We start from the raw sequence: 24,980 nt of genomic DNA on the forward strand, positions 1-24,980 counted from the left end.
TTTACGTATAAGCTAAACGCAGACCAATCCTATATTGAGGATATGGCTGATTTTATTATTCCCAATTCTGATGGGATTGTTCACACTTGATAGATGTTATTGCCATTACCCAAGAGTCGTATACAAGTCATTATGGATTTAGAAGCACAAATTCAATTGCTGATTGACAATGCACCCCGCGATGGTATGACACCACATCTTGTTGCAGCAATTGCTCCTGCCCTTAGAGCGATCGCTCAAAAATTACGCTACTCCCAGTACTATATTCTCCAAAATTCGGAGGCAAGCTGGGTTTTAACTACGTTGAGCAATCGTGCTAATCCAGGATTGGAAAAGCGTGTGATTTACGCTTTCCCTACCATACAGGATGTCTCTCTAATTTCCCCTGCTGGGCTTGACCCTCAAATGCTAGCTAAAATTACTCCTGTCACCCATATTTTGTTCCAAATGGTGGCATTAGAACCCGTAGATAGTATCGTTTTTTTGGAGACGCCGGGTAAGACCACTCATACCGTCGAAGTTCGGCGCACTGAACTAGAAAAACTTATGCAGAAACAGTTACGACAACAGCGATCGCCTAAACAAATACCCCCTGATATTGCATAGAAAAAATTTGGATGTGGGATTTTTTAGATACAATCCCACATCCAAATTTTTAAATCTCAAATTTCTTTAAAAAAGTTTTCTAAATCAGTGAAAAAAGAAATTTTTTCCTTCCGTTACACCATACGACTTACTCAACTTTCGGTGAAACCTAAAATTGATTAAAAAATAGTTATCAGTGAACATTTTTCCGTTTTTAAGTTTTAGTTTCTTGGTGAAGCAGAGTTTTATACTTAAGAACTTTCACATCAAAAAATATCCCATGCTTTATTGTGAGGTGGCCAGTAACCAAAAGCGGGCAAGTATTTAGAGTGAGCGTTCAGTTGAACACTATCCACCCCAGAAGTAGTAGTAATTTATTTTTTGGAAATCCCTAAGAACTTCCAAAGAAAAACCCCACTTTCTACCTGCTAAATAAGTGGATTGAGTTACACATAAAACTGCTTTAGTGTGTTAAAGCGTTAGTACAACACAATATTTCAGATTTTCGGTGCGTTACGGAAGGCACAACACACCTACATCTAAATCCCCACTTTCTACTTAAGAACTGATAACTGATTTAATAAAGGCGACTCAGTGTGTACTCAGCTATGTTAATCAATGCCTGATGGGATTCTGAAAATGGGAGAACTGTAAGATGTTCAATTGCCAACTTAGCATGGTGAGCAGCTAACTCTCGCGCCTGCTGTATACCTTGACTATCTTGAATCAGTGCTAGTGCTTGCTCTAAATCTCCTTCTTGAGCAAACTCTCGTTCAATCAGCACTTCCAAAGATGGTTTTTCCGCCAAAGCAAATAAAACGGGTGCTGTTAGATTACCACTTTTGAGATCCGACCCTGCTGGTTTACCCAAAGTATCTGTTGTACTGGTGAAATCTAAAATGTCATCAACAATTTGAAATGCTATACCAAAATGACGACCGTAGCTATACAGATGCTCAACAGTTTCTCGCGAGACTTCACTAAGTAACCCAGCAGCTTTAGAACTGTTGGCGATTAATGAAGCTGTTTTGTAGTAACTCTTCTCAATGTAAGTTTCAATAGAGATACCAGCATCAAAACGATTTAGTCCCTGCTGAATCTCCCCAGTAGCCAGATCCATAATGACTTCTGAGAGCAGTTTCACTACCTCTAAATTGTCCAAGTTTGCTAAATACCAGGACGATTGGGCAAAGAGAAAATCTCCTGCTAAGATGGCAATGCGGTTCCCGAACAAACTATGAACGGTAGGAACGCCTCGCCGCACGTCTGATTCATCTACTACATCATCATGTACCAAGCTTGCTGTGTGAATCATTTCTGTAATCTCAGCAAGGCGGCGATGACGCGGTGTAATGTCTTGTTCTAACATTGTTGCCCGCGATATTAGCAGGACAATTGCTGGTCTGATACGCTTTCCCCCAGCTCCGAATAAATGTTCGGCTGCTGCAAACAGAATGGGGTGGCGATTTCCAACTAGCTGTTTTAGGTTATCTGCTAGTAGTCGCAGGTCTGCTTCCACAGGGGTAAACAAGGAGGTGGCTGGGGTCATGGATGGGCGGACTCTGACTTAGGTTACGAAAGTTTACATATCCTATACTCATTTTAAGATAACCCTGTGCCAGCGCAAAGTTTTCATAAGGTAATCCCATTTTTATGAGTCTATGGGTGATAATTAAGGTTGCCAAGGTTTTTGTCAATAAGTAATTATGCTTAATTTGTGGCTATTCAAACTTTAAACTAACTTAAAACATCAATTCTCAGTACACGGGATAAATGCCAAATTAAATTGTGTTAAGTAGTTTCTCATCTCACCTTTCTTGCCACAGTTCCAAAGATAATTTAAGCAATATTACCTATTGACAAAAATGCAGCGTTTTAAATTCGTCGCCAAGAGGTAAGGATAAATTTATCCAGATTGAGGTGTAGCTCTTCAAAAAATTTGAAATTTAGCAGCCGAATAAGCTCAAAATTCAGGGTCGTTGTGTTACGCTAAAATATAGGAATTTTAAATTTTGTAAGATATTCGCACCTCAAAAGTTAAGTTAGCTACTAGTTGATTTTACTGATCTGGTGTTGTGATTCTAAAATAAGTATTCGTTGGTTAGATTAAGGGAATAAATTCTTTAATTTTTCCTACGATAGGCAAAACTCCTGGTTTGGAGCTGTGTCATATTCCTATGGGAAGCCGCTCTACGTACTCCGCGCACGTAGAGCGCAAGCATTGCTCTTTTCACAGCAGTTTGAGCAAAAATAAAGCAGATCGGGTAGACCGCTGAGAATCGTAGTTTTAGATTGCTAAACGGCAAGCTAACTGCTGTGGGATCTATGGTCTGCAAGAAGTCGCATTAGCTCATAAATTCTTTGTCCGTAGAGGATTTTATCTCTATAGGTAATTTTACCATAGGAAACTACAGTCATCAAGAATGCACTTGTTTGGCTGAGGTTCTACTAATTTTATGGAATTTTATATTCGTTTAGAAGGGTGCTAGTAGAACAATGATTTACGGAAGTATACCTATGATGATTTTTATTTTAGCCTCTGGATATTTGTTCACAGTCTACCTGTTATTGGCACTGGCGAAGCGAACGGGTACAAAGACTGTTCCTACAAGTTTCCCTTCATCTACCGAAGGAAAACACAAGCAGGAGATATCGGTTAATAGTCAATAGTTATTTGTCATTTGTCCTTAGTTCATTCGTCATTTGTTTCGATAAATGACGAATGACTAAGGACTAGGGACTAATTAGTTTTATTGGAGTTGGGAAATAGCGATATCAGTGAAGGAAACCTCTTCAACCATTGGGGTATATCCTAGCCACTGCACTCCTGACTGGGAAAACTGTTGCGGACAACCGCTGACGGCGAAGCGAGTTGGTAATGGTAGATGAGTATTTTTTAAGCCTAGTAAGTCTAGTTCTTGCGCACAAGCTGCCACAACATGAACAGCCGGATCGACCAACTGAATTTGAGAGGGGAGGAGCGATCGCAGTACTGGTGTAAGGTGGGGATAATGAGTACAGCCGTGAACTAGGGTGTCAATTTCCTGCTCTAATAAAGGCTCTAGGTAGGCTCGTGCTACTTCGGCAGTGTAAGGATCGTGAATGCGGTTTTGCTCAATCAGTGGTACAAACTCTGGACATCCAACTTGCCAGACTTGGACATCAGGAGCAATTTCAAGAATAGCGTGCTTATAAGCATTACTCTTAGCTGTAGCTGGAGTGGCAATTACACCAATTCGCTTTCCTTGCTGCACCGCAGCTTTTGCACCCGGTAGGATTACTCCCAAAATAGGTATGCTGAATTCTTGACGCACAGTTTCTAGGGCTAAAGCAGAACTGGTGTTGCAAGCCATGATTACCATTTTTACCTGCTGCTGTTGTAGCCAGGTAATAATTTCACGTGTAAATCGTAAAATTTCTGCTTGTGAACGAATTCCGTAAGGAAGTCTAGCTGTATCCCCAAAGTAAACAATTGATTCATTGGGGAGTTGTCGATATATTTGTCGCAGTACTGTCAGCCCACCCACACCACTATCAAAGATGCCAATTGGGGCACGTTGGGGTTCTCGCTCGGAAAAATCGTCAAGATTCCCTTCAAAAATGGAAGATGAATACACAGGCAGATATATATTTAGGTTTTGGGATTTAAAATACAGAATTTAGCAGACAATCTCCAAATTGACCACTAAATTCTGCGCGTCAAAGAAGTTTAAATACCACCTCTTTAATTAGTAATTTGTACTATATTACCTCTGCTGTAAGTATTTTAGAATGCCACGAGCGATCGCTTCTGCCATCCGATTTTGATATTCTGGTGTTCCCAATCTGGGATTATCCTCGTAACCACTCATATAGCCTGTTTCTACCAAAATCGAAGGCATGGAGCTTTTCCTAAGAACATAGAATCTGGCTTTGCGGGTTCCCCGATCTTTAATAGTACCGATATCCTGGAGAATGGTTTTACGAACGACTTCAGCCAGACCATAACCGCTCTCGTAATAATAAACTTCTAAGCCATTGACATCAGGGCGATTATCAACGGAATTAGCGTGAATGCTGACAAACAGAGTCGCGTTAACTCGCTTGGCAATATCTACCCGTCCTTGAAGTTCTACAAAAAAGTCGGCATCCCGCGTGAGTACAGCTTGTACACCATTTTGCTCTAAAATTGCTCCTACCCTTTTCCCAATAGGCAGAATTACATCCTTTTCTAAAAGTCCCCCCAAACCAGGGGCACCTGAGTCTTTTCCACCATGTCCTGGGTCAATAACAACTAGCAATTTCCCTCTGGGAGTTGAGGGGCGTGGCTGTGACTGGGAGATTGGACGGGGATTATCTATGGGATTTGGTAATTGACCTTGGTCTGGTAATGGCAGGGGAGGTAAAGCAATGGGCGGTGTGATGCTGCTACTAGAGCGTCGTAATTCTAAAGCTAAAAGCTGGTCGCCCACCTGATTGAGTTCCCCAATTTGTACTCCGGCTGCTGGTTGAACCAAGACGGTGACAGTGTTGGATTCTTGTGGTTGCAGGCGTACCCGTAAAATCGGGCTATTAGGATTAAAAGTCGGGCCTGTGACTTTGGGAGCTAACTTAGCATTGTTGATAGTGATGCGGAACAGACCAGAGGTTCTATCCCAGCCTCCTGTAGCAGATAAAGTTTGGTCGGCTCGAATCAGCAGTTGTGTACCATTATTAGCCAGTTGCACAGACTGAATGTTAGCAGGTGTGTTACTTGGTGCTATAGGACGTGGACTGTTACTTCCAGGCAGTTGGGCAACTCCACGACTGGGCAGAACCACAAAACCACCAACACTACTAGTGGTTGCTCGCCAATTTGGACTATTTTCATCCACTTGTAAAGTCAGGCGAACAACAGATGGGCTGGTTTGCAGCTGGGTGAACTGGATACGGCTAACACCATAGCGATTAATCGATAAATCTCGCTGCTCTAAACTTGGTGATAGAGTTGCGCCAGCAATGTCGATGTTAATTGCCTTCTGATCGTTGCTACGATTTATCTGAATCTGAGGATTACCACCATTGGTACGGACAAAAAAACCATCACCAGTGACTTGTAAGTTCTCAATTTGAGTAACTTTGGCGACAACCATTCTGTTGTTCAGTGGTCTGTTGTTCAGTGGATTTACAGAACCGCTTGTCACCACATTGTAAATATTCCTTGGGGAGAATGTTTGTGTAGATGTTCTGGGTGAAGTATCAGTAGCTATAGCTTGTTCTGGTTGCCCCTCAGTGTTTCTTGTCGGTACATTGTCGGCTTCTGGCGTAGGTAATTGCACTGTCCAGCGATCGCCAGTTGTACCCACAAATTGCACTCTCTTGGGGTCTAAACTATAACCAGGAGTCAGTTCAACCACTATGCGCGTTGTTTGTTCGTCAAACTGCCCAACACGAATAGAACGAATTGCACCGCCCACTTGTTGGGTTAGCTGCGGGCGGCCAAATGTGGTTCCTGGTAAATCAATTACTAGTCGAGTCGGGTTAAAAATTAATTGTGCTTGGGGTTGAACATCCCCTTGAGTATTAATTTCCAGCTTGTTTTGATTGGCATCAAAACGCCAAGATTCAAGTCTCGCGGCCATTGCTTGACACGATAGCATGAAGATGGTTCCAATAGTACTGGATAGTAACCAGCGTAATTTCACAGTCTTTTCTCCTGATTCACATTTATGGGAGCCGTCAACATCTCAACATATTGGCAAATCCTCACACCGTCACCGCGCACACTTGAGTTTGGCGCTGTTATTAAGACACAGCTAATGGCGTAAAATATAGCACGCTCCTCTGATTTTGCCATGCCATTAGCCTAGATAAATTTGACTGCCAATTTTAGATTTTAGATTCCCGATTTTAGTTTTCTGCCAGACTAGTACCGCAAGGCGGAATTCAAAATTCAAAATGACGCTCTCTACGAGACGCTAAAAGCGTAGCTTGCTTCCCTGTAAGGGTACGCGGACTCGCTCTAAGCGTTCGCGCAGCGTGTCGCAGACAAGCCATGCCGTTCGCGTTAGCGTCTCTGAAAGAGAAGGCTTTACGCTGCGCTAACAAAATTCAAAATGAATACAGCGTAAGAGTTTCGTTGATTTGGAATAGGTGGTTGATTTACGCCGTGTTGTACTAGGGTCTTGCTACACTAACACCTGTTGTAGGTGATACAAATCCAAAATCGTTCGACTGAGCGTAGCTGTACCCTCCGGGGAAGCAAGCTACGCGTAGCGTTCCGCAGGAAAGTCTAAAATCCAAACTTTGTTGACTTGCAAAGTATCAAATGACAATAACAAAGAAGCTACTCTTATCCCGCCGCAAGAATACTTAAATTGTTTTACTACTAAATTGGATAAAAATGGTAAAGATGAGATGTACTTACTCAACAATTTAGAAATTTAGACTAAATTACTTATCTTCTCTTTAGATACTGAAGAATGCCACGAGCGATCGCTTCTGCCATTTGATTTTGGTAAGCTGAGTTTCTGAGTTTAGCGTTATCCTCTCGACCTAGTCAAATAACCTGTTTCTACCAGAATCGAAGGCATAGAACTTTTTCTGAGGACAAAAAATCTGGCTCGCCGCGTTCCCCTATCTCTGACATTTACACCTTGGAGAATACTGTTATGGACAGTGCGAGCCAAACCCAAACCACTATCGTAATAATACGTTTCTAAGCCACTGACATCCGAACGACCTGGGCCGACTGCATTAGCATGAATACTAACAAACACATCAGCATTAGCTCGCTCTGCTAATTGCACTCGTCCTGGAAGGGTAACAAAATAGTCAGAATCCCTCGTCATAACTACCTGTACGCCATTTTGCTGCAATACCTGAGCTATTCTTTTGCTAATGGGCAAAATAACATCCTTTTCGCGTAGTCCACCAAGACCTACAGCTCCAGGGTCTTTACCGCCATGTCCGGGGTCAATAAGGACTACCACTCGCCCATTGGTAACTCGGCGTTGTGGTTGTGTTAGGGGCTGGGGATTTGGATTGTTTGGGTCTGGGAATGGCTCCGCGGTTTGGCGGTGGTAGCCCAGGTAAAGCAAAGGGTGGTCTTCCGGGGAGGGAGACAATTCGCCGAGAACCTTGTATTGGTAGAGCCAAAAGCTGGTCGCCAATTTGCTGGGGTTGCCCAAGCTGCACTCCTCCTGCTGGTTGAACTAAAACAACCACTGTATTGGTGGATGTTTGAGGTTGCAGACGTACCCGAAGAATGGGGCTATTGGGAGCAAAAGTAGGCCCTATAACTCTGGGAGCTAACTTGGCATTATTAATTGTGACGCGGAAAATACCTAAGGATCTATCCCAGGTTCCCGTAGCAGATAAAGGTTGGTTGCCTCTAATTAGCAATTGTTTGCCATTATCGGCAAGTTGTACAGATTCAATTGTTGCTACCGAGTTATTGGCAGATGGTCTATTGGGTAAGGAAACGGCTTCTGACTGATTGTCCGAATTATTACTTCCAGGCAATGTGACAACGCGACTAGGTAGAATTATCAAACCACCATCGTTACTATTACTTGCTCGCCAATCTGGGCTATTTTTATCTACCCGCAAAGTTAGGCGGACACCAGGAGGTTGGGTTTGCAATGAGGTGAATTCGACGCGGCTAATACCATGTTTGTTAACGGCTATATTATTACTCTGCTGCGTCAGACTTGGTGATAAAGATGCACCAGAGATATCGACGAAGATGGTAGCGCGATCGCGGCTGCGAATTACCTGAGTCGGAGTATTACCACCACTGGTACGAATGAATAACCCATCACCTGTTACCTGTAAGCTCTCAATTTGAGTCGCTCCTCGTGTAGTACTGACAACCCTTGAAATACTAGGTTTAGGTTCCGAGTTTGGGGTAACTACGCTGTAAGCATTTCTAGGAGAAGCAGCTACTTTTTCAACTTCTGGCGTAGGTAATTGCACTGTCCAGCGATCGCCAGTTGTACCAACAAATTTCACTCCTTTGGGGTCTAAACTGTAACCAGGAGTCAGTTCGACAACTATGCGTGTTGTATCTACATCAAACTGTCCAACACGGATTGAGCGAATTCCACCACCCACCTGTTGGGTTAACTGCGGACGACCAAATGTAGTTCCCGGCAAATCAATTACCAGCCGAGTTGGGTTGAAAATTAGTTGTGCTTGGGGTTGAACTGCTCCGACAGTATTAATTTCCAGCCTGTTTTGATTGGCATCAAAGCGCCAAGATTCAAGTCTCGCGGCCATTGCTGGCGACGATAGCATGAAGATAGTTCCAATAGTGCTGGGTAGTAACCAGTGTAATTTCACAGTCCTTTCTCCTAATTCACATTCATGGGAGCCGTCAATATCTCAACTCATTGGTAAATCATCATCACACCATCACCACCTAAACTTGACCTCTGAATCCCTTGTTTGATTTTTAAGCCGATATTTAGACACACTTAAATCATTTATCGGGTTTCAAATTAAGTTTAAATCCCCATGCGAAACCTTCCACCTTTACAGGTGGAGAACTCTGACTCCCAATAAAGCTAGAAAACTGATAATTGATAGCTGTTTACTGATAAGTGTTTGTTCTTTGTTGCCATCGATGCACTGAGTAAATAATTCCCATTACTGTCAAACGATCTAGCAAGATTTATGGGTGTTACTCCCCGATTATCTGGAAAATATTCAGATAAAGGCTCACAAGCCGAGGGAGANNNGAAATTAAGTACATTCTGAAGGCTGGTAGAAATATATAAACAAATGATTATTCTACAATCACACGGGACGGAGATTTGAGGATAGAAGTTTCCACTGCGTAATTGGAGTAGGGGGGCAGAGGAGCAGAGGGGCAGGGGAGCAGGGGGGCAGGGGGGCAGGGGAGATTATATTGAACAAGTTTCTTCCTCTCTTCCCAATGCTCAATGCTCAATGCCCAATGCCCCATTCTTAATAATTAGCGATCGCCAGAATCTGGAGTTACTCCCAAATTGCCGCTGTCATTTGATGCTGGCACCCTCGATGATGGTGGTTCAATTACCAACGAAGTCCCAGAGGAACCGTCTAAAATTAGTTGCTCTGAGCTTCCGTCCACAGTTTTTGGATCTGGAAACACAAATCGTAACAATGGAGGAGCTAAAAAGGTTGTCAAGATAACCATCATGATAATTGCTGCTCCTAATGGTTTCGAGAGAGCGCCACTGGCAGCGCCAACACCAGCAAACACTAACCCAACCTCGCCTCTAGGAATCATCCCCACACCGATCGCTAAACGGTTGATTTCCGGTTGACCAAACACGCTTAAGCCTGTGATAACTTTACCGAGAATGGCTACTATGATCAGGAAAGTTGCCATAATTAGCCCTTCCCGATTGTCGGGAATTGCTGGGTTTAACACTCCTAAATCGGTTTTTGCGCCAACAGTCACAAAGAAAATTGGCACCAACATATCGGCAATGGGACAGACTTGCCTTTGCAGTTCTTTACGCTTATCTGTCTCTTCTAAGACTAAACCAGCTGCAAAAGCTCCCAGAATTGCTTCTAAGTGGATGACGGCAGCAAGGTATGCCATAGCAAAAGCGAAAATGAATGCTGGGATTACTAATCCACCGCGTGTCTTGAGTTTATCGGCGATCGCTACAAAGGACTTATTGAAAACATTGCCTAGTAGGATTGCTCCCAAAATAAAACCAGTGGCGCTGATAATCAAATAAATGACTTTGCTGACATCCACCACGCCGTCTTTAGCTAAACTGGCAACTACCGCTAAAACGATGATGCCTAGTACATCATCAATTACAGCAGCACCCAAAATAATCTGCCCTTCTCTAGAATTGAGTCGCCCCAGTTCTGACAGCACCTTGGAAGTAATACCAATACTAGTGGCAGTCAAAGCCGCCCCTGCAAAAATTGCGGGTACAGCACTAATACCAAATAAAGTCATCAGTCCGACAGTACCAGCTGTAAAGGGTACTACTACCCCCACTATTGCTACGACGGTGGCTTGAATACCAACTGCCATTAAGTCTTTTAAATTCGACTCCAAGCCGATTTCAAACAGCAGAATGATCACACCCAATTCTGCCAGAACGGAAATGACCTCGGACTGAGCTGCAAACACTGCTGGAGCGGCTTCAGGCGTTAAACCAGCAGTAGTTTGAAGGAAGGACATAATCAAAGAGTTAGAACTGTCTGTGCCGCCTTCAGGAAACACTAAAAGGTGGAAAACAGATATGCCAACTACTACACCACCAACGAGTTCACCTAAAACAGGCGGCAAACCCACTTGGTTTGATAATTCTCCACCAACTTTGCTGGCGAGATAAACGACTACTAAGCTTAGTAGTACTGCTTCGACTACCATTGAACTGTCTGCGGCTTCTATTGCGCTAGCCAGCAGAGGAAAAGAGAAGTTGATTGGATCTAACAAATGCATTAGGTTCTCTGAAAATCCTTCTCTTTGATTCTGACGCGTTTCTGAAAAACATCCTATGGTGAAGCAGTCCGAATTCAAAATGAATACAGCGTCAACGTTTCATTGACGCTGTGCAGTATTGATGTAATTTTTTTAGTTTCAAAAAATGTAACCATTTCAGCTTTTGACGATCGCAGTGTCAAAGTAAGAACATACAAATCGGATCTAGCGATCGCACTTGAGTTGTGAAAAACTGATGGTGGCTGTTGTCTCTCAACGACCACTAGAAGATTGCTACATACCTTTATTCAAAACATCTGTGGATACTTTGAGGAGTGCAAATATGATGACTAGAGCCGCCTTACCCGGTTCTCAATTTCCATCTGGAAACCTGTGGAAAATACTGCCTTTAGCAATGCTTGTATGTGCAACTTTTGTACTACCTGCATTCGCACAAGAAAAAGATAAATTGTGGCGAACCCTGAGTGTCAGTGGTCGCGGAGTGGAAACAATTCCGACAACTCTGGCAGAAGTCAGTTTAGGAGTGGAGATTCAAGGGAAAACAGCCCAAGAGGTACAGCAAGAAGCCGCTCAGAGGTCATCGGCGGTGGTTGCGTTTCTCAAGAGCAAAAATGTTGAAAAATTACAAACTACTGGTGTCCGTCTCAACCCGGTTTACAGCTACACCAATAATGTGCAGCGGATTACAGGCTATGCTGCCACTAACACTGTGAGTTTTAGTATTCCTGTTGAGCAAGCTGGGACATTATTAGATGATGCAGTCAAAGCCGGTGCAACACAAATTAACGGCATTAGTTTTGTTGCGAATGATGAAGCGATCGCGAGCTGCTCAAAAGCAAGCATTAAAAGAAGCTACTCAAGACGCGCGGCAGCAAGCTGATGCAGTTTTCAGTGCCTTGGGTTTTAAATCCAAAGAAATAGTCAGCATTCAAGTTAATAATGCCAGTGCGCCTCCACCACCACCAATGTTTTTACGGGCTGAGGCTGCGAAATCAGCTGATGCTTCCACCCCGATTGTTGGTGGTGAACAGCAAGTAGAAGCATCGGTGACGCTGCAAATTAGTTATTAGTCATTTGTCATTTGTCCTTTGTCCTTTGTAATTTGTGAGGGCAAAGGACTGATAATCAATGCCCACTTGCCCTGAGCGGAGCCGTACCCCTCCAGGGAAGCAAGCTACGCGTAGCGTCTCGCAGAGAAGGGATGCCCAATTAAAAATGTTCTGAAGACATATCTCCTGTACCGCCTTCTCCATCTCGTTTAGAGCCTAATAATTCCAGTTGATCTACTCTAATAATTGGTGTAGAACGGTTTGCTCCTGTTTGGCGATCGCTCCATGTGTCAAACTTTAAGGAACCTTTTATGCCGATCAAGCTTCCCTTACGGACATAATTACCTGCCACTTCAGCCGTCTTATCCCATAACTCCAGCGTGAACCAGTCAGGTTCATCGCTGTTGCGCGATCGCCTTTTTACCGCGAGTGTCAATCTACACTTCACACTACCGGATTCAAAATATTTTATATCAGGGTCGCCACCTACACGACCAACAAGAGTGACAATATTAATACTCATGTGCGTTACCTTTCAGTACAAACGTACTTAGCAATTTCGACTTTCATCATAGCGAATTGTGAAAGACTTGAAAATATTGTGTTAAACAGTTAACAATATAATTGACTTGAAAATTTATACACACTATTTGGAGAAACACATAAAAATATACGGATATACTAATCTAACCAGAGAATATCAAAAAGTACGGGGCTTGAGACATACTAAATATTCCTGGGAATCATATAAAAATATAGTCAAGTTGACTCAACTCAGGATAAGAACTTTATCAAATCCGGCACAATTAACTATTACCGTTGTAGTCAAAAAGTATCGCACATAGGGGGCTTACAGACGCGTGGGTATTTTTAGGAACTTTCGCACTTCATGGGATATGGGTATCGACCTTGGTACCGCGAACACCCTGGTTTATGTATCTGGTAAAGGTATTGTACTACAAGAACCTTCTGTAGTTGCTATCGATGTCAACGAAAAGGTTGCACTAGCAGTAGGAGAAGAAGCCAAAAAAATGCTCGGTCGCACACCGGGAAATGTGATTGCTCTCCGTCCTTTGCGGGATGGTGTAATCGCTGACTTTGAGATTGCCGAGCTAATGCTGAAAAGCTTTATTCAGCGTGTAAATGAAGGTAAGTCTTTAATCCTACCCCGAATCGTCATTGGTATTCCTAGTGGCGTTACAGGAGTAGAAAGGCGAGCAGTGATGGATGCAGCTCACCAAGCAGGAGCCAGAAAAGTCTATTTAATTGATGAGCCTGTAGCTGCGGCCATTGGTGCAGGACTACCTGTTGCCGAAGCTACAGGCAACATGATCATCGATATTGGTGGTGGCACAACAGAAGTTGCAGTGCTGAGTCTTCAAGGTACGGTGATTAGCGAATCAGTACGCATTGCTGGAGATGAACTGACTGATGCGATCGTTCAGTATATTAAGAAAGTTCATAACTTAGTCATTGGTGAACGTACTGCCGAGGAAATCAAGATTCGGCTTGGTTCTGCCTATCCGACTAATGATGATAATGACGCGATGATGGAAGTCCGAGGCTTACACCTGCTTTCTGGTTTACCGCGAACTGTAACCATCAAAGCCCCAGAAATCCGTGAAAGCATGTTGGAACCTCTATCAGTAATCATCGAAGCTGTGAAGCGGACATTGGAACGCACACCGCCAGAACTGGCAGCAGATATTATTGACAGAGGTATTATGTTAGCTGGTGGCGGTGCTTTGCTCAAAGGCATAGATACCCTCATTAGCCATGAAACAGGGATTATTACCCACATTGCTGCCGATCCTTTGAGCTGTGTTGTGCTGGGAACAGGTCGTGTGTTAGAAAACTTTAAACAGTTGGAACGAGTTGTTACCGAAAGCTCTCGCAATATGTAGCAAAAAAATATCAGAATTGAGTTCTATTTGAGTTCTATTTGGGTTCTATATAAATAGAATCCAAGTAGAACTTAATTTATATAAATACATACAGGTATATATGGTGACAATACGGCGTTGGTGGGATCGTAAAGGGTTGCAAATTGGGTTGTTAGCTTTAGTACTTGGTAGTGCTTGGATATTGCGGCAGACTCAAGGTGAACTAGTGCTTGAGACATACCAGGCAATTACTCGTCCATTAGAGATGTTGCAGTCAGGGCCAACTCCAGAAGAACGTCTCAGAGATGCCCGGATGATGGAATTGCAAACCCGTATAGTAGATTTGGAAAGTCAAAAGACAAAGTTACAAGATTTATTAGGCTATGTGGAAAAAGAGCCGCTGGCATCACGACCAATTCCAGCACGGGTGGTAGGACGTAGTGCTGACCAGTGGTGGCAACAAGTTACGCTGAATCGCGGTGCGAATGCGGGGATTCAGGAAGGCTTCGTAGTCAAGGCAGAAGGCGGATTAGTTGGTCTGGTGGAGAGTGTAACTCCTAATACTAGCCGCGTGTTGTTAATCAGCGACCTCAAAAGTCAAGTGGGTGTATCGATTAGCCGCACAGCAGCTAAAGGCGTTTTGCGAGGAGATTCTTCTGCTGAAGCTGTATTGGAGTTTTATGAAAAAGTTCCAAATGTGAAAGTAGGAGATTTAGTTTCCACATCTACTTATAGTCAGAAATTTCCCTCTGGTTTGGCAGTAGGACGAATTAAGTCGCTGGATTTAAAGAAACTCCCGGCATCAGTGGCAAAAATTGAGCTTTTTCCGCCAATCCGCTCTCTCGATTGGGTAGCTGTTTATCCCAAGCCAGAAAACCAAGAGTCGGCAAATCAAGTGCCGCAAAAGTCTAAGTAAATTCTTTGAAAAAATCCATAGAAAAATGAAGATTCCTGCATTTGGTGGTAGCAGGCAGAAAAAGCCAAAATCGTCAGAGCGAAAATCGAAATTCCGAATCCAGCCGCTTGCTCGTTTGCATCCCGGTATACGTCAGTTGTTGGGTTGGATCGTGACGGCTAGTTCTGTACTATTATGTTTACTATTATTACCAACCCGATTCCCAGGTATGGAATTGTTGGGAATTGGCCCTAACTGGCTGTTAATTTGGGTGGTAGCTTGGAGTGTGAAGCGCACGGTGTTTGCCGGAGCATTGGCAGGTATAGTTCTGGGGCTACTTCAAGATTCGATGACATCACCTAGCCCGACTCATGCCATCAGTTTAGGTATTGTGGGGGCTTTAACTGCTCTGCTTCAGAAACAGCGTTTTATCGAAGAAGATTTTATTTCGATTGCTGTAATTGTTTTTGTTTTGGCAGTTTTAGCAGAAACTATCTTTGGGTTGCAATTAACTTTGCTCGGCAATGAGCGCAAAGTGACAGATATTTGGACATATTATCAGCGCGTCGCTCTTGCCTCTGCCATTCTGAGTAGTCTATGGGCACCTGTGGTCTATTATCCCCTGAATCTTTGGTGGCAGCGGATGAAATTGTTGGAGCAATAGTAAAGGGAGTTAGATACGCGATTAATCGCATCTGTACAAGAGTTAGGAGTAGAGATGCGATTAATCGTGTCTGTACAAGAGTTAGGAAGGGAATAGGTTACAGGTGACAGTAAAAAAATTATCTTTTGTACCCTGTAACCTAAATTTTTATGGAATTTGGGCAACCTCTGGCAATATGGATTCAAGCTACAGTGAACTGTAAGTATGAATATTACAGACTCATGTAAGTTGAGAGAGCCAATAATAGCGCCTAGATATTACTGTTTAATTATCAGGAGCAAAGCGCGATTCTCTTGTGGAGAGGCTGCGCGATCGCGTGCAGAATATTTACAGTGTTGCCTAAAATTATGGATAATTCCCCAGTGGTCGCTCAAGCAGATGCATCCTTACCAAATTACACTCAGGAAAATACACCAATAGTGGAGTCAGCAACTGGCTCGAATTCACCACCGAAGCAAAAGGTAGGAACTGACTTTGACTCTCGCATGATGCTGCGGTGTTTGGAACTGGCTCGTCGCGCTTTAGGGCGGACTTCGCCAAATCCGTTAGTAGGAGCGGTGATTGTCAAGGATGGCGAGATTGTCGGCGAAGGATTTCATCCTCGCGCAGGTGAGCCTCATGCAGAAGTGTTTGCCTTGAGGGAAGCAGGCGATCGCTCTCGTGGTGCAACAATCTATGTTAGCCTCGAACCTTGTAACCACTATGGGCGTACTCCCCCTTGTTCGGAAGGATTGATCGAAGCAGGGGTGGCAAAAGTAGTGGTGGGTATGGTTGATCCCAATCCACTGGTAGCTGGAGGTGGTATCGCCCGTTTACGGGCAGCGGGAATCGAAGTATTGGTTGGAGTAGAAGAGGAAGCTTGCCGTCAGCTAAATGAAGCTTTTGTGCATCGCATTCTCTATAAGCGACCTATGGGAATTTTAAAATATGCCATGACTTTAGACGGCAAAATTGCTACTACCTCTGGTCATAGCGCTTGGGTGACAAGTCAAGAAGCCCGCAGCGAAGTACATCTAGTGCGGGCGGCTTGTGATGCCATAATTGTCGGCGGTAATACAGTCCGACAAGATAATCCTTACTTAACCAGCCATCAGGTGGAGGCACATAATCCCCTACGAGTGGTGATGAGTCGCCATCTTAACTTACCGACAAGTGCCCATCTGTGGCAAACTGCGGATGCACCAACTTTGGTGTTGACACAGAAGGGTGCTAACCCCGATTTTCAAGAACTGTTGCTCAAGCAGGGTGTGGAGGTAGTGGAATTAGCATCACTTACGCCGGATAAGGCAATGGCATACTTATATGAACGAGGTTTTTGTAGCGTGCTGTGGGAGTGTGGTGGTACTTTAGCTGCTAGTGCGATCGCTCAAGGAGCAGTGCAAAAAGTTTTAGCATTTATTGCCCCAAAAATCATTGGTGGTAGTATTGCTCCCACACCAGTGGGTGATTTAGGTTTTACTACCATGACTGAGGCGTTGTCTTTAGAACGTGTTCGTTGGCGTGTAGTAGGCTCTGACTGCTTAGTGGAAGGTTATTTGTCCCAAAAAGCCAATAGTCAACAGTCATAACGCTTGACGATCAATCTATTTATCTTGATTTTGCAATCATGAACACTGGCGTTCATGGGCAAGATCGCGTATGAGGGCTAGTCGAGATTGAATGTAGTGGCTAAGAAAATCAGTTTCGTTAGAATCTAACAACACTTGCGTTTCGGTTTGTTTCACTAACCACTGCACCAAGGTAGCATCATCCAGTTGTAAAAGTAGCTTGGCTTGAGCGGTTTCAACCACTGACCAAAGCTGACGCATGATTGTAGGAGTCATCAGACCTCAATTGAATAATTTAGCTTTGCTGTCTTCAGATTACACAATTCCAATCGAACTTTACGACATGAATGTAGAAGCTGAGACAAGTATTATTAAAAACTTAATAATGGTATTTATAACTTTATGAAGATTAAGAATTTGAAACTCAGTTTGAGAATGCGTATGGGGAATTAGGCATGGGAAAGACAGGTTTTCATAGGTTTAGTTGCAAAATCTAGAAAACAAATACACTAATTCTAAAAATTGGGTTTTTGTATTTGGGAAGACTGAAATTATCTTGATTGTAGCCAAATAAAGCCAGTTTTTAAATCACGATGTTGAATACTGAGTCTGTCTTGTAAGATACAAAAATCTAACTTTTGAGAATGGTGTTTGCCAGAAAATTAACACTGTTTGGCTGTAGATGGATTTACAAAATCATGTAAATCTGCATCCCAAATGCTGATGTAAATAAAATTACATTCTTGGCGGATAATCTGACCCTTGACTGAGCCATTTTTAAAACTAAAATTATCCGATTGGCGCTGTTGTACCTGTTTTAGTCCCTGCTGAATTTCTTCAGTGGCTTGCCCTGCTAACATTCCATTTAAGGTAGTTTCCATTACTTCTAGGTCTACCGACTGGGCAAAAGATACCTCAGTTTGACGCAGCCTTTTAGAATTACGATCGAATAAGTAGCCAAGGTCAATTTTGTTTGGTACAAGTTTGTAAACGACAGCACGAGTGTTGCCCCATGCGCCTCTTAAATCTTGATTTGGTTTGCCGAGGGTAGCTTCTACAATGTTTCTTGTTGTACCTGTTGGAAATGCGGGAACGCTTTGTCTGCTGGCAGTGGCAGCTAATTTACTGCGCGGCTTGTTTTGTGGTGTGGAACGCGCTTCTGGTGTGGGAACTGAACTTGCCTCATTCTCTGGTTCTGGTTGTGGTGTAGATACTACTATCGGTGCTGGAGTCTCTGAAGTTATAGGCTCTTTTTCTGGCTGTGGTATGGGTATAACTGGGGGATTAGAGGTTGGCCGCTGTCGTGGTGGTGAGCTAGGGATAACTGGAACTGGAGAAGTTTGGGAGGAAACAGGCGGTTCAGTAGATGCAGGAGCGGGAAAAGATTCTGGCGATGGCGTGGAACTTGTGGCAATGTTTGTTTCTGGTTGTTGCTGACGAATGATGCTAGGAATTGCTACTGCACCAATCAACCCACCTATGAGCAAACTACCAATAATCACAGCAGATTTTTGCCAGTTTCCAGGATTGGAAGAACCTGGAATCGCAGAATTGTTTTGCGGAGAATATAATGGCTGAGTTTGTCGAGTCGATGCATTGGGAGAAAAACTAACTGTGGGAGTATTTGTAGTTAACTCAGGAGGTATATTAGTAGCAGACTGCAAGGCATATAGCATTTTACTGGCAGTAGTGTAGCGATCGCCAGCATGAGGCTTAATTGCCTGATTGAGTACTGCTGCCAATTGAGAAGAAACGGTAGGGGCGTGCTGCTGCCAAAGTATTTCCCCAGTTTTTAAATCGGTTACTAGTTCTTGCGGGTGTTTGCCAGTCAGCAGATAAATTGCCGTTAAACCTAAGCTGTAGATATCAGTGGCGTAAACTGGGCGGCCAACGGCTTGTTCGCTAGGCATATATCCCGGCGTACCAATAACAAGCGATCGCGTGGGGTATCCTGGAGAATTCACCACTGAACGGATTGTTTCTTTGACTGCACCAAAATCAATCAAAACTGGCTCGTTATCAACAGAACGCAGAATAATGTTATCTGGCTTGATATCCCGGTGAATAATGCCTTTGCTATGGACATAATCTAAAACTGAAAGCAGACTCAAGAGAATTTGCCGAACAGCAGTTTCACTCTCAAATCCTTTGGCTTCGACAATTTTTGTCAGGGTTTGACCGTGAATCCATTCTTGGACGAGGTAAAACTGCCCGTTTTCAGAAAAGTAGGCGTAGAGTTTGGGAATTTGGTGACTACTTTCACCCAAATACTCCAAGGTTGCGGCTTCCCGTTCAAACCGTTGTTGGATAAGTTGGTAGGTTTGCGGGTCATTATTGGTTATTGGTTTTAGTTGCTTGATTACACAGCGACGGCGAGAAGGCATATGGACATCTTCTGCTAGAAAGGTTTCGCCAAACCCACCAGCGCCGATTACCTGGATAACTTGATAGCGATTGTTTAGCAGGGTTATTGTCATGAAAAATTATTAGCGTAGACACCCAGTGCAGAGCCGGAGACTTGTTGTCTTCTCCGAACTTGTCGTCAGACATTGCCCTTTCCAAATGTACATCACATAAGCGAAGCCAGGGCGAATATACTCTGGTGAAATTAAATATGCGTTATCATGAACCCTTGTAGAGACGTAGCAGTGCTACGTCCCTCCATTCTTTTTCAGCACATACAGTGGATTTCAAGTTAAGCTAATCGGCATTTAAGTTGCATAAAAGCAGGGCTGAAGCCCTTACTACAAGCGAATCATTCTAGAAAAATGAATGACGATTAGCTTAGTGAAGTACACATACTAAGTCTCAAAGTCAGGTACAAAGCCTGTTTGACTTCTGTTAGCGCAGCGGGGCGCAGCCCATTCTGACTTCTGAATTTCTGAATTCTGCTGTATCTAATGCAAGCCGATGCATTGGTATCGCAAAATCTTCCCAAATTTACTTCGCTACAAATGAATGAAATACTGTACTAAGTGAACTCTATAGTCTCAACAAACTCTAAAATACTTTCTTTGATGTCTTCAGCCTCTTCCTCAACAGAATCAGGAGTTTCGCCGTTGATAAAGCTGTGCTGACTACTAACTATATACAAAAATTCACCACTGATAAAGGTGAGCAAACCCCGGTACGCATCTAATCTGATCGCAGTTCCATTATTTTCTTGCTTAGAAATTGTGGAACCTTTGGGCATATCAATTAATACGTAGTAAGCACCTCGCAAAGTATTTTCCAGATATTCAGTATATTCCACAGAAGCATCTGGTACATTGGCAAAAATCGCTTGAGGTACATACTTATCTACTAAAATTGTTTGTAAATATTCTTCTTGTCCAACAGACTCCAATTCCTCTAACTGTTCTAGGGGGAAAGGATAATAATCGATTCTCAGTAAAGTACCGATGTCATCAGAAAAGCCAACTACTCCTTCCTGGCTTTGAATTCTACCGCCCTGCTGCGGATCAACCGGAATTGGCACGGTAAAATTACCTAAAGGGGATTGATAGGTCTGTTCGCTAAAATCTTCGATGACCACTGTTTCATCATCATCATCGTCTGCATATTCTTCCTCTTCTGCTTCTTTAAAGGCTGCAATTACCTCCTTGATGATTTCCTCTGCTTCTTCATCCTCAAGTTCTAAAGCTGCTTGTAGCTTTTTCAGGTAGGCTTGTTTTGGTTTGGGGATGGCGAGGTCATCGTCTAAAAGCACTATTACCCCAGCAGCAAAACCATCTAGCACTAATTCATCTGAGAGAGATACTTTGGCGGCATTAAACAGGGGCCCAATTCCCTCTTCTTCGGCAATGGAGATGAGTCTATCAACTATTTCTGCAATTTCATCTTCTGAGTATTCCTCGAAAACCTCGAATTCCCAGAGGATACCCGCTAAACTTTCTGCATCTACCTCTTCAATAAATGAATCAGCGATCGCAGTCACAGTTGCGATCGCCGCCACTGCTTCCTCTGGACTTAGTGATTCCTCTGATGTCTTTGGTGAGTTAAAAACCTTGTCATACTTGGTCATAATTGCTACCTAAATTAATTCCTTGATAGTAATAACAGATTGAAAGTGACAATGGTCAGTTTACCAATGGAGCGAATCTTCTAGAGAAAAAGTTGGCTTATACGTGGTTTACTCAGTATTGCTCAGGTGTAACAAAACTTCATTGACAACTAATTTCCCAGGAGTTGAGGTTTTCTAAAATCTGTTGTCGAATATACACTTAAACACGAGCTAGGCTCAATATTTACCGCAAGTCAATTTAATTAAATATTGTAAATTTTTGTAACCCAGCAATTATCATTAATAACTGCTATATTCCTTTATTTTTATCCTCTAGCAGATGAATTATATCTACCGATAGAATTATAAACTAGCTAGCGATAGATACCTACACCGTAGGCAGGATGTCACAATACCGAAGTTTGTAGTGACACACAATACTTGAAACGTTGTAGTGTTGGTTCTGCAAGTGTGAATTAGATGAAATTTTGAGTTTTTTATGGTACAAACCCCACCATCCCAGTTTTCACCAGATCAATATAAAGTAGATCCTGCAAAGGAAAATGTAGAAGCTCTTATACAAGAACCGCAGTTAGATATTGAGATTGCTCTAGAGTTCCTTTACACCAGAGATATTGAATTTCGTCAGGAAACAATTTATTTTCTCGTAGTCGATCGCTTTTATGATGGCGATCCAGATAATAGCGAAGGTGCAAACTCAGAACTGTACGATCCAACTAGACAAGATTGGGGTAAGTACTGGGGTGGCGACTTGCAAGGTGTTATCGATAAATTAGATTATCTCAAAAATATGGGAGTTACCGCTCTTTGGTTAACTCCTCTGTTCGAGCAGGTTGAAGAGTTATTTGTTGGCAATGCAGCAATACATGGCTATTGGACAAAAGACTTTAAACGGATTAATCCTCGATTCATTGCGGAGGGAGAGAACCCTTCTTTAAACGCCACTCAAGAAGAGAAAAATACAACTTTCGATCGGTTAATTACAGAAATGCACAAGCGCAATATGAAGCTAGTGCTGGATATTGTCTGCAACCATAGCACACCTGATACTAGCGGTAGTAAAGGTGAATTGTATGATGATGGTGTCAAAATTGCTGATTTCAATGATGATGTCAATCATTGGTATCACCACTATGGCGAAGTGCAAAATTGGGAAGATGATTGGCAAGTACAAAACTGTGAACTAGCTGGTCTAGCAACCTTTAATGAAAATAATACTGAATATCGAGAGTATATTAAGTCAGCAATTAAACAATGGCTAGACCGGGGTGTGGATGCACTGCGGGTGGATACTGTCAAGCATATGCCGATCTGGTTTTGGCAAGAATTCACTGGCGAGATGAGCAATCACAAACCAGATGTATTCATTTTTGGTGAATGGATTTATAGTAATCCAACTGACGATCGCTCAGTGGAATTTGCCAATCACTCAGGCATGACACTTCTGGACTTTGGGTTATGCGTGGCAATTCGAGCTGCACTAGGGCAAGGTTCAGAAATGGGATTCCAAACAATTCAATATATTTTTGACCAAGATCATTGCTACAACGGGGCAACAGAGCTAGTTACCTTCATTGATAACCATGATATGTGCCGTTTCCAATCGCTGAACCCCGATCCAGCGATGCTGAAGGTTGCGATCGCTTTAATTATGACCTGTCGCGGCATTCCCTGCATATATTACGGCACAGAACAGTATCTGCATAACGACACTGATGGCGGTAACGACCCGTACAACCGCCCAATGATGGAAAATTGGGATACTGAGAGTGAGATTTATCGTTGCATTAGACTGCTGTCTGGCTTACGACGACTGAATCCAGCCGTGTCAATGGGTAGCCACTGGCAAAAATACTTAACACCGGATGTTTACTGCTATGTACGCCGCTATCGTGACTCTGCGTGTTTTGTCGCTTTAAACCGGGGAGGAGAAGTTACTCTCCCAGAAGTAGAAACAGAATTACCCGATGGCGAACATACCTGCGTGGTGACTCGCAACAAGTATGAGGTGAAAGATGGCAAGATTTATGACCTAGTACTAGAAGAACGGGGAGTGATTGTTTTCAGCCACGTTGGCGAACGGATAAAAGCACAAACAATTGTCCGCGTCCAACTCAATGGCGTAGAGACCCAACCTGGTGAAATCATTGTGGTGACAGGAGATTGCCCAGAGTTAGGTAACTGGGATATCAGCAAAGCCTATCCCCTAGAGTACATCAACACCAATACTTGGTTTGCCGAGATTCCCTTTGATGAAAGTGCTGGTAAGCTAATTGCTTATAAATATGCCATGTGGCGGGAAGGGCGATCGCCTCTGCGCGAAAATCTCGTAAATCGCCGCTGGGTGATTGCGAAAGAAGGTACTGTAAAATGGCGTGATACCTGGGCATCGGGAAGAGAATCTTAGAAATATAGAATGAGGTAGAGTGAAGGATTCATATTTTGATTCTTCACTCTTGATTATTTACAAATTTCCAGTAACAAAAAATACATAAATAAACGTATCTAACCGCAGTGTGCGCCATAGTGTAGTAGTTAGATACTTTAGTAAATTTGTACTGATGAGACTCTTCTCTTACTGCCTACGTTATGATGATGGCGCGGCTCCTAACCCATTCTGGGAACTTTGCACTCTCGCAATTTGCAAGCCTGTTATCCGACGAGCCGCAAATATTGGAGATTGGATTGTAGGACTTGGTTCTACACAGTCACCAATTGGGAATATTACCGATTGCATTGTATATGCAATGCAGGTAACGGACAAAATGACATTGCGAAAATACGACGAGTTTTGCCGAATTTATAGTCCTCACAAAATTCCAAAATGGAACAGCGAAATATTTGAGTATCGTGTTGGTGATTGCATCTATGATTACAGTCAAGGAGAACAACCAGTATTGCGACCGAGTGTTCATGACATCAGTAATCAAAAAACAGATTTAGGCGGTATAAATGTTTTGATGTCACGGCACTTCTACTACTTCGGTGATAAGGCTGTTCATTTACCTGCTTCATTCACTCCACTTGTTCATAAAAACCAAGGACATAAATCGACAGCCAATCAGCCATACGTAAAACCATTTGTAACTTGGATCGATAATTTAGGGTACACGCCTAATCAAGTACATGGTGAACCTCAACTCAAAAAGGAATTTATCTTAAACCCAGATATCAGCGGTTTCTGTGCCCGACGCAACCTGCAAGATGACGATGCTGATAAGAGGAGTAATTGCTAGATTACTTTTGTAAGATTATTCGTGGGTCAACATTGAGCAAAAATATGAGAAATGCCGCTGAAAACAGAGGGGTAAGTGTTGATGAGTAAAACGACACTCTACAATCAGGACTTTCTGGTGTGGACACAGCAACAAGCTGAGTGCCTGAAGAAAGGACGCTGGGCTGAGTTAGATGTTGAACATTTGGTAGAGGAACTAGAGGCTTTGGGTCGGAGCGAACAAAAAGAACTTGGAAGTTATTTACAGGTGCTTTTAATGCACTTACTCAAATGCCAATATCAACCAGAGCGAAAAACCAAAAGTTGGGTTAAAACAATCTCAAATTGCCGAAATAAAATTCAAGATTGCTTAGAAGATACTCCCAGTTTGCAGCGCCTTCTAGAAGACTGGGAGTGGATACAGAAATATTATCGCCGCGCTCGTCGAGATGCCGCAAATGAGACTCAAAAGCCAATAGAAACTTTTCCCTTTGAGTGTCCTTTTACTATGGAACAACTTCTCGATCCTGAATTCCTCTAAGTTAGACTGCTGAGACTCAGTAAGTAGGCATAATTAAACATAAAATAAAATACTAGTTAGTAGAGAGTGATTCATCGCTCAAAACAAAGATTATCGGCTTCCTCAAGGTGGAGGAACATTGCTGTAATTTAACATCGTGCGTGCATAAGCTAGCAAAAACCATA

General features: G+C 43.0%; 18 protein-coding genes and 2 pseudogenes. 10 read left to right on the forward strand and 10 right to left on the reverse strand.

Annotated elements, in window-relative coordinates; all coding sequences use genetic code 11:
- The first annotated feature begins 132 nt into the window (after nucleotides 1-132).
- Nucleotides 133-606, forward strand: coding sequence for a hypothetical protein (locus QUD05_RS27605; protein ID WP_289798857.1), 474 nt, complete (start codon nucleotides 133-135; stop codon nucleotides 604-606).
- 556 nt (nucleotides 607-1,162) lie between these two features.
- On the opposite strand, the gene sds is transcribed toward QUD05_RS27605, so the two are convergent.
- Nucleotides 1,163-2,134, reverse strand: coding sequence for a solanesyl diphosphate synthase (gene sds, locus QUD05_RS27610; protein WP_289798858.1), 972 nt, complete (start codon nucleotides 2,132-2,134; stop codon nucleotides 1,163-1,165).
- 968 nt (nucleotides 2,135-3,102) lie between these two features.
- Between sds and QUD05_RS27615 the strand changes: the two genes are divergently transcribed.
- On the forward strand, nucleotides 3,103-3,255 hold the full coding sequence (locus QUD05_RS27615; protein WP_289800153.1) for a hypothetical protein: 153 nt from the start codon (nucleotides 3,103-3,105) through the stop codon (nucleotides 3,253-3,255).
- A gap of 80 nt (nucleotides 3,256-3,335) precedes the next feature.
- On the opposite strand, the gene murI is transcribed toward QUD05_RS27615, so the two are convergent.
- The 5 genes and pseudogenes from murI to QUD05_RS27640 form a co-directional block, all read right to left on the reverse strand.
- Entirely contained in the window at nucleotides 3,336-4,202 is an 867-nt protein-coding gene (murI, locus tag QUD05_RS27620) for a glutamate racemase (RefSeq protein WP_289798859.1), read from the reverse strand.
- Nucleotides 4,203-4,331: 129 nt separating this feature from the next.
- Entirely contained in the window at nucleotides 4,332-6,248 is a 1,917-nt protein-coding gene (locus QUD05_RS27625) for an N-acetylmuramoyl-L-alanine amidase (protein ID WP_289798860.1), read from the reverse strand.
- A 752-nt stretch (nucleotides 6,249-7,000) separates the two neighbouring features.
- A pseudogene (locus QUD05_RS27630) lies at nucleotides 7,001-8,886 on the reverse strand (N-acetylmuramoyl-L-alanine amidase).
- 634 nt (nucleotides 8,887-9,520) lie between these two features.
- Nucleotides 9,521-10,999, reverse strand: a complete 1,479-nt coding sequence (locus QUD05_RS27635) for a cation:proton antiporter (RefSeq protein WP_289798861.1) — start codon at nucleotides 10,997-10,999, stop codon at nucleotides 9,521-9,523.
- Between the two features lie 74 nt (nucleotides 11,000-11,073).
- Entirely contained in the window at nucleotides 11,074-11,262 is a 189-nt protein-coding gene (locus tag QUD05_RS27640) for a hypothetical protein (RefSeq protein ID WP_289798862.1), read from the reverse strand.
- A gap of 62 nt (nucleotides 11,263-11,324) precedes the next feature.
- Here QUD05_RS27640 and QUD05_RS27645 point away from each other — a divergent pair.
- Nucleotides 11,325-12,069 (forward strand): annotated as a pseudogene (locus QUD05_RS27645) (SIMPL domain-containing protein).
- Nucleotides 12,070-12,208: 139 nt separating this feature from the next.
- Here the strand turns inward: QUD05_RS27645 and QUD05_RS27650 are convergent.
- On the reverse strand, nucleotides 12,209-12,571 hold the full coding sequence (locus tag QUD05_RS27650; RefSeq protein WP_289798863.1) for a single-stranded DNA-binding protein: 363 nt from the start codon (nucleotides 12,569-12,571) through the stop codon (nucleotides 12,209-12,211).
- Nucleotides 12,572-12,944: 373 nt separating this feature from the next.
- Here QUD05_RS27650 and QUD05_RS27655 point away from each other — a divergent pair, with 373 nt between their 5' ends.
- The 4 genes from QUD05_RS27655 to ribD all read left to right on the forward strand — a co-directional run bounded on the left by QUD05_RS27655 (nucleotide 12,945) and on the right by ribD (nucleotide 17,058).
- Complete coding sequence (locus tag QUD05_RS27655; protein WP_289800099.1) at nucleotides 12,945-13,952, forward strand: rod shape-determining protein; 1,008 nt, start codon at nucleotides 12,945-12,947, stop codon at nucleotides 13,950-13,952.
- 100 nt (nucleotides 13,953-14,052) lie between these two features.
- Nucleotides 14,053-14,847 carry a rod shape-determining protein MreC gene (gene mreC / locus QUD05_RS27660; protein ID WP_289798864.1) on the forward strand — a complete coding sequence of 265 codons (795 nt, stop codon included), beginning with the start codon at nucleotides 14,053-14,055 and terminating at the stop codon, nucleotides 14,845-14,847.
- A 25-nt stretch (nucleotides 14,848-14,872) separates the two neighbouring features.
- Nucleotides 14,873-15,490 (forward strand): rod shape-determining protein MreD, encoded by a 618-nt coding sequence (mreD, locus tag QUD05_RS27665; protein ID WP_289798865.1) that lies wholly within the window; start codon nucleotides 14,873-14,875, stop codon nucleotides 15,488-15,490.
- Between the two features lie 347 nt (nucleotides 15,491-15,837).
- Nucleotides 15,838-17,058, forward strand: coding sequence for a bifunctional diaminohydroxyphosphoribosylaminopyrimidine deaminase/5-amino-6-(5-phosphoribosylamino)uracil reductase RibD (gene ribD, locus QUD05_RS27670; RefSeq protein ID WP_289800100.1), 1,221 nt, complete (start codon nucleotides 15,838-15,840; stop codon nucleotides 17,056-17,058).
- Between the two features lie 36 nt (nucleotides 17,059-17,094).
- Here ribD and QUD05_RS27675 read toward each other — a convergent pair whose 3' ends face one another.
- From QUD05_RS27675 to QUD05_RS27685, 3 genes are all read right to left on the reverse strand, one after another.
- A complete protein-coding gene (locus QUD05_RS27675) occupies nucleotides 17,095-17,313 on the reverse strand; it encodes a hypothetical protein (RefSeq protein ID WP_094352484.1) in 219 nt (72 codons plus the stop codon).
- 386 nt (nucleotides 17,314-17,699) lie between these two features.
- Complete coding sequence (locus QUD05_RS27680) at nucleotides 17,700-19,514, reverse strand: serine/threonine protein kinase (protein ID WP_289798866.1); 1,815 nt, start codon at nucleotides 19,512-19,514, stop codon at nucleotides 17,700-17,702.
- Between the two features lie 494 nt (nucleotides 19,515-20,008).
- The gene (locus tag QUD05_RS27685; protein ID WP_289798867.1) at nucleotides 20,009-21,061 is read right to left on the reverse strand and encodes a tellurite resistance TerB family protein; all 1,053 of its coding nucleotides are present in this window, start codon (nucleotides 21,059-21,061) and stop codon (nucleotides 20,009-20,011) included.
- A gap of 478 nt (nucleotides 21,062-21,539) precedes the next feature.
- On the opposite strand from QUD05_RS27685, the gene QUD05_RS27690 reads away from it, so the two are divergent.
- The 3 genes from QUD05_RS27690 (at nucleotide 21,540) to QUD05_RS27700 (ending at nucleotide 24,816) form a co-directional block, all read left to right on the forward strand.
- Nucleotides 21,540-23,468 (forward strand): alpha-amylase family glycosyl hydrolase, encoded by a 1,929-nt coding sequence (locus QUD05_RS27690; protein ID WP_289798868.1) that lies wholly within the window; start codon nucleotides 21,540-21,542, stop codon nucleotides 23,466-23,468.
- Nucleotides 23,469-23,622: 154 nt separating this feature from the next.
- Nucleotides 23,623-24,297, forward strand: coding sequence for an Nmad2 family putative nucleotide modification protein (locus tag QUD05_RS27695; protein ID WP_289798869.1), 675 nt, complete (start codon nucleotides 23,623-23,625; stop codon nucleotides 24,295-24,297).
- Nucleotides 24,298-24,378: 81 nt separating this feature from the next.
- Nucleotides 24,379-24,816 carry a DUF29 domain-containing protein gene (locus tag QUD05_RS27700; protein ID WP_289798870.1) on the forward strand — a complete coding sequence of 146 codons (438 nt, stop codon included), beginning with the start codon at nucleotides 24,379-24,381 and terminating at the stop codon, nucleotides 24,814-24,816.
- The last annotated feature ends 164 nt before the right edge of the window (nucleotides 24,817-24,980 follow it).

It is taken from the genome of Nostoc sp. GT001, from assembly GCF_030382115.1.
Classification (GTDB): Bacteria; Cyanobacteriota; Cyanobacteriia; order Cyanobacteriales; family Nostocaceae; genus Nostoc.

Coding starts and splice junctions, on each gene's coding strand:
- QUD05_RS27605 (WP_289798857.1), top strand. CDS start 133: ATGGATTTAGAAGCACAAATTCAATTGCTGATTGACAATGCACCCCGC.
- sds (WP_289798858.1), bottom strand. CDS start 2,134: ATGACCCCAGCCACCTCCTTGTTTACCCCTGTGGAAGCAGACCTGCGA.
- QUD05_RS27615 (WP_289800153.1), top strand. CDS start 3,103: ATGATGATTTTTATTTTAGCCTCTGGATATTTGTTCACAGTCTACCTG.
- QUD05_RS27635 (WP_289798861.1), bottom strand. CDS start 10,999: ATGCATTTGTTAGATCCAATCAACTTCTCTTTTCCTCTGCTGGCTAGC.
- QUD05_RS27650 (WP_289798863.1), bottom strand. CDS start 12,571: ATGAGTATTAATATTGTCACTCTTGTTGGTCGTGTAGGTGGCGACCCT.
- QUD05_RS27655 (WP_289800099.1), top strand. CDS start 12,945: ATGGGTATCGACCTTGGTACCGCGAACACCCTGGTTTATGTATCTGGT.
- mreC (WP_289798864.1), top strand. CDS start 14,053: ATGGTGACAATACGGCGTTGGTGGGATCGTAAAGGGTTGCAAATTGGG.
- mreD (WP_289798865.1), top strand. CDS start 14,873: ATGAAGATTCCTGCATTTGGTGGTAGCAGGCAGAAAAAGCCAAAATCG.
- ribD (WP_289800100.1), top strand. CDS start 15,838: ATGGATAATTCCCCAGTGGTCGCTCAAGCAGATGCATCCTTACCAAAT.
- QUD05_RS27675 (WP_094352484.1), bottom strand. CDS start 17,313: ATGACTCCTACAATCATGCGTCAGCTTTGGTCAGTGGTTGAAACCGCT.
- QUD05_RS27680 (WP_289798866.1), bottom strand. CDS start 19,514: ATGACAATAACCCTGCTAAACAATCGCTATCAAGTTATCCAGGTAATC.
- QUD05_RS27685 (WP_289798867.1), bottom strand. CDS start 21,061: ATGACCAAGTATGACAAGGTTTTTAACTCACCAAAGACATCAGAGGAA.
- QUD05_RS27690 (WP_289798868.1), top strand. CDS start 21,540: ATGGTACAAACCCCACCATCCCAGTTTTCACCAGATCAATATAAAGTA.
- QUD05_RS27695 (WP_289798869.1), top strand. CDS start 23,623: ATGAGACTCTTCTCTTACTGCCTACGTTATGATGATGGCGCGGCTCCT.
- QUD05_RS27700 (WP_289798870.1), top strand. CDS start 24,379: ATGAGTAAAACGACACTCTACAATCAGGACTTTCTGGTGTGGACACAG.